This is a genomic window from Micromonospora inositola, assembly GCF_900090285.1.
GTDB classification, from domain to species: Bacteria; Actinomycetota; Actinomycetes; order Mycobacteriales; family Micromonosporaceae; genus Micromonospora; species Micromonospora inositola.
Genome location: NZ_LT607754.1, coordinates 3,103,976 through 3,117,841 on the forward strand (window position 1 = coordinate 3,103,976; position 13,866 = coordinate 3,117,841).

Below are 13,866 nucleotides of genomic sequence, written 5' to 3' on the forward strand. Positions count from 1 at the left end.
TCCCTCCGCCCACTGATCGCCAATCCCGATCGGCCGCACTTTCCTGGTCGATTGCGCGTCCGGTTCCCGGCCCGGCATGCCAAGACCCACACGACGACCCGCCGCGAAAACTTGACTCGTTCCAGAAAACGCGCTTGGGTGGGGTGATGCCGGTCGAGACCGACGCCGAACGTTCCGGCCGGACCGTCTACGACGTCCTGCACGCCCTGACCGGCGCGGGACTGCTGCGCCGGATCGCCCCGGCCGGCGGCCCCGCCCGGTCCGAGCTGTGCGGCCACGGCCACGACCACCTCGTCTGCCGGGACTGCGGGTCGATCGCCGACACCGACCGTGGCCGGGCCCCCGGGCCCTGCCTCGACCCCTCGGCGGCCACCTTCGCGGTGGAGATCGCCGAGGTCACGTACTGGGGCCGCTGCCCCGACTGCCAGCACCGATCAGGAGGAGAGCGATGAGCGACCAGGCCGGCAAGCCGATCCTCACCACCCGTCAGGGCCACCCGGTCCACAACAACCAGCAGCAGCGGACGGTCGGCTCACGCGGCCCGGCGACGCTGGAGAACTACCACTTCCTGGAGAAGATCAGCCACTTCGACCGGGAGCGCATCCCGGAGCGGGTGGTGCACGCCCGCGGCTTCGTGGCGCACGGCGAGTTCGAGGCGTACGGGACGATCGGCGACCAGCCGGCGGCGAAGTACACCCGGGCGAAGCTCTTCCAGACCAAGGGCCGGAAGACCCCGGTGACCATCCGGTTCTCCACCGTCATCGGCGGTCGGGACTCCTCCGAGGCCGCCCGCGACCCCCGCGGCTTCGCGGTGAAGTTCCGCACCGAGGACGGCAACTGGGACATGGTGGGCAACAACCTCCAGGTCTTCTTCATCCGTGACGCGATCAAGTTCCCGGACGTGATCCACTCGCTGAAGCCGGACCCGGTGACCTTCCGCCAGGAGCCGAACCGGATCTTCGACTTCATGTCGAACACGCCCGAGTCGATGCACATGCTCACCTGGCTCTTCTCCCCGTACGGCATCCCGAAGAACTACCGCACCATGCGCGGTTCGGGCGTGAACACGTACCGCCTCGTCAACGCCGAGGGCGAGGGCGTGCTGGTCAAGTTCCACTGGCTGACCCAGCAGGGCGAGCACAACCTGACCCAGGCCGAGGCGGACGCCATCCAGGCCACCGAGCTGGGCCACGCCTCCAAGGACCTCTACGAGGCGATCGAGCGTGGCGAGTTCCCGCAGTGGGAGCTGAACGTCCAGATCGTGAGCGACGACGAGCACCCGGAGCTGGACTTCGACCCGCTCGACGACACCAAGATCTGGCCGGAGGAGCAGTTCCCGTACCTGCCGGTCGGCATGATGACGCTCAACCGCAACATCACCGACCACCACAACGAGAACGAGCAGATCGCCTTCGGCACCGGCGTGCTGATCGACGGCATCGACTTCTCCGACGACAAGATGCTGGTCGGCCGGACCTTCTCCTACTCGGACACCCAGCGCTACCGGGTCGGCCCGAACTACCTCCAGCTGCCGATCAACCGGCCGCGGGAGGACGTGCTGGTCAGCACCAACCAGGGTGGCGGCCAGATGTCGTACGGGGTGGACAACCGCGGCGGCAACCCGCACATCAACTTCGAGCCGTCCTCAGTGGCCGGTCTGGCGGAGGCGGACGACTCCTACCGGGAGTACCGTCCGTTCGTCTCCGGCCAGATCATGAAGGCGCCGATCGAGCGGCAGAGCAACTATGCCCAGGCCGGCCGGCGCTACCGCGAGATGGCCGACTGGGAGCGGGACGACCTGATCCTCAACCTGACCACCCTGCTGGCCCAGTGCGACAAGCACATCCAGGAGAAGATGGTCTGGCACTTCAGCCAGTGCGACGAGGAGTACGGCCGCCGGGTCGCCGAGGGCCTCGGCATCTCCGTCTCCGCCTGATCCCGCGCTGGCCACGAGCGCCCCGCCGGTCCGTCCGGCGGGGCGCTCGCCGCGAACGGCGTCCACAGCGGAACATCCCGGACCGTAGTTACCGGCGAGACGGCCGGTAGTGCAACCGCCGCGGATTACGTATTCTGCCCAAGGTGCCCGAGCCGGGGCCCGGCGCCGTCGCCGGGACCACGTCCGGCCGGCGCCGGCGCCACCCCTGCGACAGCTTCCGGGCGAGGTCTGATTGAACACCCGCGACTGGCCGATCCGCGCCAAGCTGACCGCGCTGGTCATCGGCCCGGTGACCGCGCTGCTGGCGCTCTGGATCTTCGCCACCACGCTGACCTTCGGCCCCGCCCTCGACCTGCTCGCCGCCCGGACCCTCCTCTACGACCTCGGCCGCCCCGGCGAGGCCGTCGTCGCCGAGCTGCAACGCGAACGCCGGCTCTCGGTGGTCCAGCTCGCCGGCGACACCACGCTGCCGGCCCTGAACGAGCAGCGGCTGCGCACCGACCGGGCCGTCGCCGAGCTGCGCCGCCGGGTGGCCGGGGACGCCCTGCGCGACGCCGCCGACGACCTGCTCGACAACCGGCTCGACCAGCTGGTCGCCGCGCTGGACGCGCTGCCCGCCGGCCGTGGCTTCATCGACGGCCGGAAGGTGGATCTCTCCGGCGCGGTCGGCCTCTACAGCGGGATGATCTCCTCGGCCTTCCAGGCGTTCTCCGCCATGGCCACCCTCCCGGACGACGAGCTCAACCGCGAGGCGCTGGCGCTCACCGCGCTCGGCCGGTCCCGGGAACTGCTCGGCCAGACCGACGCGCTGCTGGCCGGCGCGCTGACCGCCGGCCGGTTCGCCGAGGGCGAGCATGACCAGCTCGTCCGCACCATCGACAACCAGCGGTTCCTGACCGAGACGGCGGTGGCCGACCTGCCCGCGGCGGAACGGACCGCGTACCGGCAGTTGACCGAGGGGGAGGCCTTCGTCCGGCTGAGCGCCCTGCAGGACGCGCTGATCCGCGCCGACGGCCTGCCGCCCCGGCTCGACGTCCGCAGCTGGGAGACCAGCCAGGCCGCGGTCCAGCAGGGCCTGCGGGAGTTCGAGCTGAGCGGGGCCGACAAGCTGGCCGAACGCTCGGTGCCGATGGCGGTGGGGATCCTGGTCCGGCTCGCCGCCGCCGGGGTGCTCGGTCTGCTGGCCATCGTGGTCTGCGTCCTGGTGGCGCTCCGGGTCGGCCGGTCGCTGGCCGGCCGGCTGACCGGCGTCCGCACCGCCGCCCTGGAGATGGCCGAGCACCGGCTGCCCGACGTGGTCGCCCGGCTCCGCCGCGGCGAGGAGGTCGACGTCGCCCGGGAGGCGCCCGAGCTGGACCACGGCGGCGACGAGATCGGCCAGGTGGGTCACGCCTTCAACCAGGTACGCCGGACCGCCGTCCAGGCCGCGGTCGACGAGGTCACCCTGCGCCGGGGTCTCAACGACGTCTTCCTCAACATCGCCCGGCGCAGCCAGGGGCTGGTGCACCGGCAGTTGGCGCTGCTGGACCGGCTGGAGCGGCGCACCGAGGACCCGGACGAGCTGGCCGGCCTCTTCCAGGTCGACCACCTCGCCACCCGGCTCCGGCGGCACGCCGAGGACCTGGTCATCCTCGCCGGTGCGGTGCCCGGCCGGGGCTGGCGGAACCCGGTCGCCGCGGTCGACGTGATCCGCGGCGCCATCTCCGAGGTCGAGTCGTACGACCGGGTGGACATCGGCACGGTGCAGCCGGCCGGCGTGCTGGGCCGGGCCGTCGGCGACGTGATCCACCTGCTCGCCGAGCTCATCGAGAACGCCACCGTCTTCTCCCCGCCCGGCACCCGGGTCGACGTCTCCGGGCAGGCCGTGCCGAACGGGTACGCCCTCGAGATCACCGACCGGGGGCTGGGCATGTCACCGCGGGTCCTCGAGGACGCCAACCGCAAGCTGGCCCGGTCGCCGGAGTTCGACCCGGCCGACAGCGCCCGGCTCGGCCACTTCGTCGTGGGCCGGCTCGCCGCCCGGCACGGCGTACGGGTCCAGCTCCGCCCGGCCATCCCGGGTGGGACCACCGCGGTGGTGCTCATCCCGGCCGATCTGGTCACGGAGGAGCCGGCCGTGGGACCGACCGGCCCGGAGGCCGGGGCGACGACCGGGGACGACCGCCGGATGGCCAAGGTGACCCGGCTCAACACCCTGCCCCGGCCGAGGGCCACCCGGCCCGGCCGGGAACGGCCCGAGTCGCCCACCCCGGTGGTGCCCTTCGTCGCCGGCCGCGGCTCGTCGGTCGAGGCCGCCCCGGACGGCGACGGCCTGCCCCGCCGCGTCCGTCGCCGGGGATCGGCGGCACGTCCCCGGCCGGTGGTCGCCGACGCCCCGACTCACCGGCCGCCGGAGGAGGTCCGCCGGACGATGTCCGCGCTCCAGGCCGGCACCGCCCGTGGTCGCCTCGACGGCGCCCGGGCGATCGCGAACCCGACCGAGCCGACCGCCGACGCCGCTCCCGAGCCGGCGGCCGGGTTCGCCTCGCCGGCGCCGGCTCCGGAACCCCTGACCGCAACTGAGAGGGACGCCTAGTGGTGTACACGACGAGGCAGAACGTCGATCTCGACTGGTTGCTCGACGAGCTGGTGGGGCGGGTGCCCGCCGCCCGCCAGGCGGTGGTGCTGTCGGCGGACGGGCTCCTGCTCGGCGCCTCGGCCGAGCTGAGCCGCACCGACGCGGAGCATCTCTGCGCGCTGGCCTCCGGCTTCTCCAGCCTGGCCAAGGGGGCGACCCGGCACCTGGCGGGCGGCGCGGTCCGCCAGACCGTGGTGGAGATGGAGTCCGCGTACCTCTTCGTCACCGCCGCGGGGCAGGGCGCCTGCCTGGCGGTGGTCAGCGACGCCGACGCCGACATCGGCCTGGTGGCGTACGAGATGGCGATGCTGGTCATCCGGGTCGGCGAGAACCTCACCGCCCCGGCCCGCACGGCGTCGGGTGCCGCCGATGCGGGCTGAGTCGCCGGGGCCGCAGCACGAGTGGCTGGACGGCGCCGCCGGTCCGGTCGTCCGCCCGTACACCCTCACCGGCGGGCGGGTCCGGCCGGCGGTCGACGGCTTCGACCTGGTCGCGTTCGTGCTGGCCGCGCCGATGGCCGACACCGCCGGGCACCCCGGGTTGCAGCCGGAGCACCGACGGCTCGTCGAGCTGGCCCGCCGGCCGGTCGCGGTGGCCGACCTCGCCGCGGACCTGGACCTCGCCGTCGGCGTGGTCCGCGTGCTGCTCGGCGACCTCCTCGCCCGCGGGTTGGTCGCGGTGCACCAGCCGCCGACCGCCGCACACCTGCCCGACGACAACATCCTCAAGGCGGTGGTCAATGGACTCCGTGCGCTATGACCGGGAAGGATCCGGTCAGCGGATCCCGTTGGCCCTGAAGATCCTCATTGCGGGGGGCTTCGGGGCCGGCAAGACGACGCTGGTGAGCGCGTTGAGCGAGGTCCGGCCCCTGCAGACCGAGGAGGTCCTGACCGGGGCCGGGATCGGCACCGACGACCTCGCCGGCGTGGAGCAGAAGTCGACCACCACGGTGGCGATGGACTTCGGCCGGATCACCATCAACGAGGATCTGCAGGTGTACCTCTTCGGCACCCCGGGCCAGGACCGGTTCTGGTTCCTCTGGGACGAGCTGGCCTTCGGGGCCCTCGGCGCGGTGGTGCTCGCGGACACCCGCCGGCTGGCCGACTGCTTCCCCTCGATCGACTACTTCGAGCAGCGGGGCATCCCCTTCGTGGTGGGGGTGAACTGCTTCGACGGGGCCCGCCGGTTCAGCCTGGAGTCGGTGCGCGACGCGCTCGACCTCGACCCGGACGTGCCGCTGGTGCTCTGCGACGTCCGGGACCGGCAGTCCGGGAAGCTGGTGCTGATCTCGCTGGTCGAGCACGTCGCCCGGCAGCGCGGCGAGCCGGTGCCGGTGGCCTGACGCCGGCGGGCCGGCGCCCCGGCCGCCGAATTGGCCCCGAAACACGGCTGAACGGCCGGCTTGCCGGGAAGCCTCTGGTTGGATCGACGGAGGAAGCGGCGGAAGGTGGTCCGGTGACCGGCCAGGCAACGATCGTCCACATCGGTGGCTACACGGCGGAGAGCGGCGGGCGGGCCGCCGGGATCGTCGCGGCCCGCCGCGACCCGGCGTCGGGGGAGCTGACCCCGCTGGGCACCGCGGCGATCACCGCGTCGCCGTCGTTCCTGGTCCGGCACCCGGCGCTGCCCGTGCTCTACGCCGTGAACGAGCTGTCGGAGGGGCAGGTCAGCGCGTTCCGGGTGGCCGCGGACGGTGACCTGAGCCCGCTCGGTGTCCAGCCGACCGGGGGCGCCGAACCCTGCCATCTGGCGGTCGCCCCGAACGGGCGGCACCTCTTCGTGGCCAACTACGGCGGCGGCAGCGTGGCCGTCTTCCCGCTCGACTCCGACGGCGTGCCGGGGCAGCGCAGCGATCTGGTCCACCACGAGGGGCACGGGCCGGACCCGGAGCGGCAGGAGAAGGCGCACTGCCACATGGTCTCGCCCGACCCGGGCGTCGGGCCGCTGCTCGCCGTCGACCTGGGCACCGACTCGGTTTACCGGTACGACCTCGACGCCGCCTCCGGCCGGCTGGTGCCCCGGGCCCCGCGGCTGCGTACGCCGGCCGGGACCGGGCCCCGGCACCTGGCCCGGCATCCCGACGGGCGGCGCTGCTGGGTGGTGGGCGAGCTGGACGGGACGGTCACCGCGTACGACCTCACCGCCGACGGCGCGCTGCACCAGCGGGAGCGGGTGGACGCCAGCGGGCGCGCCGGGCACGTGCAGCCCTCCGAGATCGCCCTCGGGCCGGACGGCGGCTTCCTCTACGTCGGCAACCGCGGGGTCGGCACGGTCGCGGTCTTCTCGGTGGCCGACGGCTCGCCACGGCTGGTGGCCGAGGTCGACACCGGCGGGGAGTGGCCGCGGCACTTCGCGCTGACCGCGGAGCACCTCTACGTCGCCGACGAGCGGGCGGACATGATCAGGATGTTCCGGGTGGACCCGGACACCGGGGTGCCGGCGGCGGTGGGGGAGCCGGTGCCGGTGGCGAGCCCGACCTGCGTCTGCCCGTAGTCGGACAGTCACCGGAGCGACTCACTTGGCTGTCCGCCGTGGACTTTGGCCACATTTGATAACTGACCGCTCACTCATGGTCACGGTTTTGCGATCCACTGTTTCTTCTGCGTAACTTTCAACCGAACGGTTGTGGCAGTAACCTCACGAGATACGCAAGATGGTCACCGTGTCTGGCCGCCATCGTATGCGTTCAAGTCTCCGTGGGGCAGGTGCCGCCGCGGCGGCAACTGTGCTCGTCGTCGTCGCCGGTTCCTGGTTCGGTTACCAGCAGCTGGCGGGGCCGTCCTGCTCCGGGCGGATCCAACTGTCCGTCGCCGCCGCCCCGGAGATCGCCCCCGCCGTCAAGGCGGCGGCCGACCAGTGGGTCGCGGACGGGGCGGCGGTCGGCGGGACCTGCATCGGCGTGAACGTCGCCTCCTCCGAGCCGGTCGACGTGGCCGCCGCCGTGGCGAGCAAGCACGGCGCTACGCTGGCCGGCGTCGGGCAGGCCAGCGGCACGGCGGTCACCCCCGACGTCTGGGTGCCGGACTCCTCCACCTGGCTGCTGCGGCTGAAGAGCGGCGGCGCCACCGCCTTCGCCCCGGCCAACGGCGCCTCGATCGCCCGCAGCCCCGTGGTGGTCGCCATGCCCGAGCCGGTGGCCACCCGGGTCGGCTGGCCGGACAAGAAGCTCGCCTGGACGGACCTGCTGAGGGCGGTCACCACCGGCAAGTCGCCGCTGAAAGCCGGCATCGTGGAGCCGACCCAGGACGCGGCCGGCCTCTCCGGGCTGCTCTCGCTGACCGCCGCCGCCAGCTCCACCGGCTCCGCGGGGTCGCCCGACGCGCGGGGGGCGATGATCGGCGCGCTGCGCGCGCTGGCCACCAACCGGTCGTCGATAAGGCAGGACCTCCTCGCGCGGTTCCCGCGTTCCTCGGACCCGACCGCGATCGCCAGCGGACTGGGCGCCGCCGCCCTCTCCGAAGAGGACGTCATCGCGTACAACCAGACCAAGCCGCCGATCCCGCTCGCGGCCCTCTACCTCGATCCGCCCCCGATGCCGCTGGACTACCCGTTCGCGGTGCTGCCCGGCATCGAGCCGGACAAGGCGTCGGCCGCGCAGGTGCTCTTCGAGGTGCTCACCACCCCCGGCTTCCGCGACCGGCTGGCCATGCAGTCGCTGCGCTCGCCGAACGGCAACTGGGGTGAGGGGTTCAAGGCACCCCAGGGCGCCCCGAGCCCGGCGGGCGGGGCCACCCTCCCGCCGACCGGCCAGGGCGCGGCCGGTGGGCTGGACCCGACCGCGATCAAGAGCGCCACCACGACCTGGGCGGTCGCCACCCAGTCCGGGCGCATGCTGGCCGTCATCGACGTCTCCGGCTCGATGAAGGATCCGGTGGCGACCGCCAACGGCGCCACCCGGGAGCAGGTCACCGTCGAGGCCGCCAGCCAGGGCCTGAGCCTCTTCGACGACTCCTGGTCGATCGGGCTGTGGACCTTCTCCACCAACCTGCGGGGCTCGCAGGACTGGCAGGAGCTCGTCGGGATAAGGCCGTTGTCGAGCAACCGGGGCGCACTGCAGCAGAGGCTGGCCGGGATCAAGCCGTCGGACGGCAATACCGGCCTCTACGACACCATGCTGGCCGCCTACAAGGAGGTCCAGAAGGAGTGGGAGCCGGGCAAGGTCAACTCCGTGGTGCTCTTCACCGACGGCAAGAACGACGACAAGAACGGCATCTCCCGAGCCGCACTGATCCAGAAGCTGAAGGAGATCAGGGACCCGGAGCAGCCGGTGCGGGTGATCATCATCGGTATCGGTACCGAAGTCAGCAAGGCGGAGCTCGACGCGATCACGAAGGAGGCCGATGGCGGCGCCTTCGTCGCCACGGACCCGACCAAGATCGGTGAGATCTTCCTGCAGGCGATCGCGCTGCGGCCGCCCGCGCCCCGCTGATCCGTCACTCAGCGAAGGGTTCCGCCGTATCGGGAGAACCGGTACGGCGGAACGCTTTCCCGGCCCGTGCGGGCCGGGGAAAAGTGACGGCAATACGACCGAAGCAATCGGCGCACCCATAGTTTCCGGGCAAGATGGCGGAGTGCTCCGGCGCGGTCCTCGACCGGGGACCGTCCGGCCGGAGCCGTCCTCAGCGAAGCGGGGAGGGCCGGTGACCTCGGCGACACTGTTGACCCCCGCCAAGACCCCGTCGCGGTCGAGGGGCGACCGCCCCGGACCGGCGACGCGTGCCGACGAGCGGGCCTACATCCGGCTCCTGGCGGTGCTGGACACTGCCGTTCTGGCGGTGGCCATCCTCGTCGGGTACGTCGCCCGCTTCGGCGACGAGGAGCCCAGCGGTTCGAACATCCCGTACGTCGTGGTCGCCCCCGGCCTGCTGCTGGCCTGGCTGATCTCGCTGCGGGTGCTGCGCTGCTACGACGACCGGGTGCTCGGCTACGGGGCCGACGAGTACCGGCGGGTCAGCTCGGCCAGCCTGCGCCTGGCCGGCGGCATCGCCATCGCCGGCTACATCGCCGACGTCGGGGTCTCCCGCGGCTTCCTGGCGATCTCCTTCGCGGTCGGCACGGTCGGGCTCGAGGTGGCCCGGTTCGCCGCCCGCAAGCGGCTGCACCGCGCCCGGGACCGGGGCGTGGGCTGGTCCCGCAAGGTGCTGGTGGTCGGCGACACCGTGCACGTGCTGGAGCTGGTGCAAACCCTGCGCCGGGAGCCGTACGCCGGCTACCAGGTGGTCGGGGCGTGCATCCCCGACGCGCTGCTCGCGCCCGTGCCGCAGCGGCTGGGCGACGTGCCGGTGGTCGGCTCGTTCCGGGGCATCCCCGAGGCGGCCACCGCCATCGGGGCGGACACCGTGGCGGTCACCGCCTCCGGCGAGCTGACCGCGACCCGGCTGCGCCGGCTCGGCTGGCAGCTCGAGGGGACCGGGGTGGACCTCGTCGTCGCCCCGGCGCTGACCGACGTCGCCGGTCCCCGCATCCACACCCGGCCGGTCGCCGGCCTGCCGCTGATCCACGTCGAGGCGCCGGAGTTCCGGGGCGCCCGCAAGCTGGTCAAGGGCCTGGTCGACCGGTCCCTCTCGTTCGTGGCGCTGGCTCTGCTGCTGCCGCTGCTGGTCGTGATCGCGCTCGCCATCAAGCTGGACAGCCGGGGCCCGGTGCTGTTCCGCCAGACCCGGGTCGGTCAGGGCGGCGAGGAGTTCGGCGTCCTCAAGTTCCGCACCATGGTGGTCAACGCCGACGCCCTGCTCGCCCAACTGGTCGCGCGCAACGAGACCGACGGCCTGATGTTCAAGATGCGCGACGACCCCCGGGTCACCCGGATCGGCCAGCTGCTGCGCAAGTGGTCCCTGGACGAGCTGCCGCAGCTGGTGAACGTGCTGTTCGGCCAGATGAGCCTGGTCGGCCCGCGCCCGCCGCTCTCCTCCGAGGTGGCCCGGTACGACGGCGACGTGGCCCGGCGACTGCTGGTGAAGCCCGGCATGACCGGCCTCTGGCAGGTCAGCGGGCGATCCGACCTGAGCTGGGAGGACGGCATCCGGCTCGACCTCTACTACGTGGAGAACTGGTCGCTCGCCGCCGACCTGACCATCCTCTGGAAGACGTTCGGCGCGGTGGTCAACAGCCGGGGCGCGTACTGAGCCGCCGGCCCCGGCGAGTCGCCGCCGGGGCCGGCGGCCCGGTCAGGGCTGCGGCCCGAGCCAGTCGAGGCAGACCACCACGGCGTCGTCGACCAGGTCGCCGGCGACGAAGGCTCGCAGATCGCCGAGCAACGACCGGACCGCGTCCAGCGGCTCCATCGGCCCGGTACGCCGCAGGAAGCGGTCCAGCGCCGTCTCGCCGTACCGGACCTGCTGCCCGGTCGCGTCGACCACTCCGTCGCTGACCACGAAGAGCCGGTCCCCGCGTCGCAGCTGGAACTGCTGCTCCCGGTAGTCCGTGCCCTCGAACATGCCCAGCGGGAACTGCTTCTCCAGGACCTGCTCGCTCACCTCGCCGTCGCGCAACAGCACCAGGCGCGGCGACCCGGCGTCGACCGCGGTCAGCAGTCCGGACGCCAGGTCCAGCGACAGCAGCAGCGCGGAGAGGTGCTGGGCGCCCCGGTGCAGGGCGTAGATCGCCTGGTCGGCCAGGGCGGCCTGGTCGGCCAGGCCCAGCTGGGCCCGGCGGGCGTTGCGCAGCGCGTGGGTGGCCAGCGAGGTGAGCATCGAGGCGGCCACACCCTCACCCGACCCGTTGATCGTGGAGAGCCAGAGCCGGCGGCCGTCGTCGGACCAGTCGAAGCCGTCCCCCCGCACCGCGTACGCCGGCTCCAGCTGGCCGGCCAGGCTGAACGACGGGCGCATCCGGCTGCGGCCGGGCAGCAGCTCCCACTGCATCTCAGCGGCCAGCGTCAGCCGACGGTCGCGGCGGGCGGTGACGTAGACATCGGTGCTGGCCGTCACGGCGGCCAGCTCGTGGCCGAGCGCGGTGGCGATCGCGTCGAGCTCACCGACGACGGTCGGGTCGTCCGGGACCTGTGACACCCGCAGCACCCCACGCCGCTCGCCGCGCATGCCGACCGGGAACCAGCCCGTCCCGTCGGCGACGATCGGCTCCTGGTGGTCGAAGCACCGCCAGGCGGGGTGGCCGGGCTTGGTGATCGGGTCACCGCCGGTGAACGGCAGGAGCACCGCCAGCCGGTAGTCGACCTGGAACAATTCGACCCCGGTGACCTGGTACAACCGCTCCAGCTCGGCGGCGAGCCGGTCGAGCAGGAGGTCGGCCGGGGCCTCGATGAGGGTCCGGCGGGCCAGATCCTTCCGTCCGCTCATCTTTGCTCCTTTGCACAGGTCGACGCCCTGGTGGGGCGAGTAGTCTCGGGCCCACCATGGCCGAAGAACACGGTCCCTACGGACCAGATGCGAGTATGGCCGCCGCCCTGGACGAGGCGGCGGGCACCCTGCTGGCCGTCTGGGAGGCGGCCCGGGAACGGACCACGAGCCGGCTCTCCAGCGCCCAGCTGCGTGCGGTCATGGTCGTCGAACAGCACGACGGGATCAACCTTCGCCGGCTCGCCACGCTGACGGACATGCTGCTCTCCTCGGCCAGCCGGCTCTGCGACCGGCTGGTCGCGGCCGGGATGCTGGAGCGGGAGCCGGGCCGCTTCGACCGGCGGGAGATCTCCCTGCACCTGACCCCGGAGGCGGTCCGGCTCCTCGCCGAGTTGCGGTCCGACCGCCGGCAGCGGCTGGACCTGGTCCTCACCGGAATGACTCCGGAGGGGCGGGAGGCGCTGCTGCGCGGCATGCGCGAGTTTGATGAGAGCGCCCGCCGCCGGGAGGCCACGGCGGCCTCGGAGGCCGGCTGGCCGGTGGCGCAGGGCTCCCCGCGCGGGGAGTCGGCGGCGGAGTGGGCGGACGACCCGGCCGGTGAGCCGCCGGTGGCCCGTACGGCCTGATCCGCAGACCCGACGCCCGGACGGCGGGCGCCGCCCCGGTCGGCCGGCTCCCGACTTGACCTTGGCGTGCCGAGCAGCAGGGTCGGCAGGTGATCGCGCATCGCGGAACGGGCCTCACCCGCTGCGGGCCAGCCAGCCGACCGGCCGGTCCACGATCCGGCGCACCACCGACGCGGCTCCGCCGACGGCCGCGGACCGCGCGCCGAGGGCCGCCGGCCGGACGGTCACCGGCGACCAGGCCGCGGTGAGCACGCGGCGGGAGAGCTCTGCGACCACCGGCGGCCGGAGCCAGGGGGCGAGCGGGGCGTACCCGCCACCGAGTACCACGGTGTCCAGATCCAGCAGGTTCACCACACCGGCGACGGCCACCCCGAGCGCGGTACCGGCGTCCGCCAGCGCCGCGAGGGTGGCCGGGTCGCCGGCCCGGGCGAGGTCCGCCAGCCGGGTCGCGGCGGTGTCCGCGGGCAGGTCCGCGCCGGCCAGCCCGGCCGCGGCCAGGACGACCTCCTGACCGGCGTACCGCTCCAGGCAGCCGCGGCCGCCGCAGCGGCAGGGCCGCCCCTCGGGATGCACCGGGATGTGACCGATCTCGCCGCTCCAGCCGCGCGCGCCCCGGTACAGCCGCCCGTCGAGGACGATCCCGGCGCCGATCCCGATCTCGCCGGAGATGTGCAGGAAGCTGGCGGACCCGCTCGGCCCGGCGTGCAGCTCGCCGAGCGCGGCCAGGTTGGCCTCGTTCTCCACCACCAGCCGCGGCACCCCGTCGACCGGCTCGGTCAGCCGGTGGCCGGCGAGCAGCGCGGGCACGTCCACGTCCCGCCAGCCCAGGTTGGGGGCGAGTCGGACCAGGCCACCGGCGCCGACCAGGCCCGGCACGGCGAGGGCCGCGCCGGCCAGGGTCAGCCCCTGGCCCGCCGCCGCGGCGCGGGCGTCGGCGGCCAGCGCGGCGAGCCGGGCCAGCGCGTCGGTGGGAGAGACCGGGCGCAGGTCGGCGCGGCGCACGACGTGGTGCCGGACCGTGCCGGCCAGGTCCACCACGCAGGCGGCGAGGTAGTCGACGTTGACCTCCAGGCCGAGCCCGGCCGGGCCGTCGCCGGCCAGCACCAGGCCGCGGGCGGGCCGGCCGGCGCCGGTACGCGGGGCGGGTTCGGCCTCGGCCACCAGCCGGCCGCCGATCAGGTCGTCGACCACCGCGGAGATGGTGGCCCGGGTGAGGCCGGTGCCGGCGGCGACCTCGGCCCGGGAGGGCGGCCGGTCGGCGGTGGCGATCCGCCGGAGCACGACCGCGAGGTTGAGCTCGCGGAGGCTGCCCTGCCGGACGGCGCCGGCGGTGCTGGGACTGGTCACCTCTTGACAGTGCCACAGGGCGGTCATTTAATTCAACCGTTG

Annotated in this window: 12 protein-coding genes; 10 read left to right on the forward strand and 2 right to left on the reverse strand. The window is 73.5% G+C overall.

What is annotated here, in order from left to right; all coding sequences use genetic code 11:
- The first annotated feature begins 146 nt into the window (after positions 1-146).
- The 9 genes from GA0070613_RS14875 (at position 147) to GA0070613_RS14915 (ending at position 10,678) form a co-directional block, all read left to right on the forward strand.
- Complete coding sequence (locus GA0070613_RS14875; protein WP_089012852.1) at positions 147-452, forward strand: Fur family transcriptional regulator; 306 nt, start codon at positions 147-149, stop codon at positions 450-452.
- Positions 449-1,936: a catalase gene (locus tag GA0070613_RS14880; RefSeq protein ID WP_089012853.1), complete on the forward strand. Its 1,488-nt coding sequence runs from the start codon at positions 449-451 to the stop codon at positions 1,934-1,936. The genes GA0070613_RS14875 and GA0070613_RS14880 overlap by 4 nt, the downstream gene beginning before the upstream one ends.
- Positions 1,937-2,168: 232 nt before the next feature.
- Positions 2,169-4,511, forward strand: a complete 2,343-nt coding sequence (locus GA0070613_RS14885) for a sensor histidine kinase (protein ID WP_089012854.1) — start codon at positions 2,169-2,171, stop codon at positions 4,509-4,511.
- Positions 4,511-4,933, forward strand: coding sequence for a roadblock/LC7 domain-containing protein (locus tag GA0070613_RS14890; protein WP_089012855.1), 423 nt, complete (start codon positions 4,511-4,513; stop codon positions 4,931-4,933). The genes GA0070613_RS14885 and GA0070613_RS14890 overlap by 1 nt, the downstream gene beginning before the upstream one ends.
- Entirely contained in the window at positions 4,923-5,312 is a 390-nt protein-coding gene (locus GA0070613_RS14895) for a DUF742 domain-containing protein (RefSeq protein WP_089015953.1), read from the forward strand. Before GA0070613_RS14890 ends, GA0070613_RS14895 begins: the two co-directional genes overlap by 11 nt.
- Positions 5,293-5,895 carry a GTP-binding protein gene (locus GA0070613_RS14900; protein WP_089012856.1) on the forward strand — a complete coding sequence of 201 codons (603 nt, stop codon included), beginning with the start codon at positions 5,293-5,295 and terminating at the stop codon, positions 5,893-5,895. The genes GA0070613_RS14895 and GA0070613_RS14900 overlap by 20 nt, the downstream gene beginning before the upstream one ends.
- A 113-nt stretch (positions 5,896-6,008) precedes the next feature.
- The gene (locus GA0070613_RS14905; RefSeq protein ID WP_089012857.1) at positions 6,009-7,046 is read left to right on the forward strand and encodes a lactonase family protein; all 1,038 of its coding nucleotides are present in this window, start codon (positions 6,009-6,011) and stop codon (positions 7,044-7,046) included.
- A gap of 187 nt (positions 7,047-7,233) precedes the next feature.
- On the forward strand, positions 7,234-8,982 hold the full coding sequence (locus tag GA0070613_RS14910; protein ID WP_089012858.1) for a VWA domain-containing protein: 1,749 nt from the start codon (positions 7,234-7,236) through the stop codon (positions 8,980-8,982).
- A gap of 211 nt (positions 8,983-9,193) precedes the next feature.
- Positions 9,194-10,678 (forward strand): sugar transferase, encoded by a 1,485-nt coding sequence (locus GA0070613_RS14915; protein WP_089012859.1) that lies wholly within the window; start codon positions 9,194-9,196, stop codon positions 10,676-10,678.
- Between the two features lie 42 nt (positions 10,679-10,720).
- On the opposite strand, the gene GA0070613_RS14920 is transcribed toward GA0070613_RS14915, so the two are convergent.
- Complete coding sequence (locus tag GA0070613_RS14920) at positions 10,721-11,851, reverse strand: PP2C family protein-serine/threonine phosphatase (RefSeq protein WP_089012860.1); 1,131 nt, start codon at positions 11,849-11,851, stop codon at positions 10,721-10,723.
- Positions 11,852-11,946: 95 nt separating this feature from the next.
- Here GA0070613_RS14920 and GA0070613_RS14925 point away from each other — a divergent pair, with 95 nt between their 5' ends.
- Positions 11,947-12,477 (forward strand): MarR family winged helix-turn-helix transcriptional regulator, encoded by a 531-nt coding sequence (locus GA0070613_RS14925; protein WP_089012861.1) that lies wholly within the window; start codon positions 11,947-11,949, stop codon positions 12,475-12,477.
- Between the two features lie 114 nt (positions 12,478-12,591).
- On the opposite strand, the gene GA0070613_RS14930 is transcribed toward GA0070613_RS14925, so the two are convergent.
- Complete coding sequence (locus tag GA0070613_RS14930) at positions 12,592-13,851, reverse strand: ROK family protein (RefSeq protein ID WP_089012862.1); 1,260 nt, start codon at positions 13,849-13,851, stop codon at positions 12,592-12,594.
- Between the last annotated feature and the right edge of the window lie 15 nt (positions 13,852-13,866).

What these genes read in the sequence shown, in the direction of transcription:
- GA0070613_RS14875 (WP_089012852.1), top strand. Translation starts at nt 147, where the DNA reads ATGCCGGTCGAGACCGACGCCGAACGTTCCGGCCGGACCGTCTACGAC.
- GA0070613_RS14880 (WP_089012853.1), top strand. Translation starts at nt 449, where the DNA reads ATGAGCGACCAGGCCGGCAAGCCGATCCTCACCACCCGTCAGGGCCAC.
- GA0070613_RS14895 (WP_089015953.1), top strand. Translation starts at nt 4,923, where the DNA reads ATGCGGGCTGAGTCGCCGGGGCCGCAGCACGAGTGGCTGGACGGCGCC.
- GA0070613_RS14900 (WP_089012856.1), top strand. Translation starts at nt 5,293, where the DNA reads ATGGACTCCGTGCGCTATGACCGGGAAGGATCCGGTCAGCGGATCCCG.
- GA0070613_RS14910 (WP_089012858.1), top strand. Translation starts at nt 7,234, where the DNA reads ATGCGTTCAAGTCTCCGTGGGGCAGGTGCCGCCGCGGCGGCAACTGTG.
- GA0070613_RS14920 (WP_089012860.1), bottom strand. Translation starts at nt 11,851, where the DNA reads ATGAGCGGACGGAAGGATCTGGCCCGCCGGACCCTCATCGAGGCCCCG.
- GA0070613_RS14925 (WP_089012861.1), top strand. Translation starts at nt 11,947, where the DNA reads ATGGCCGCCGCCCTGGACGAGGCGGCGGGCACCCTGCTGGCCGTCTGG.
- GA0070613_RS14930 (WP_089012862.1), bottom strand. Translation starts at nt 13,851, where the DNA reads ATGACCGCCCTGTGGCACTGTCAAGAGGTGACCAGTCCCAGCACCGCC.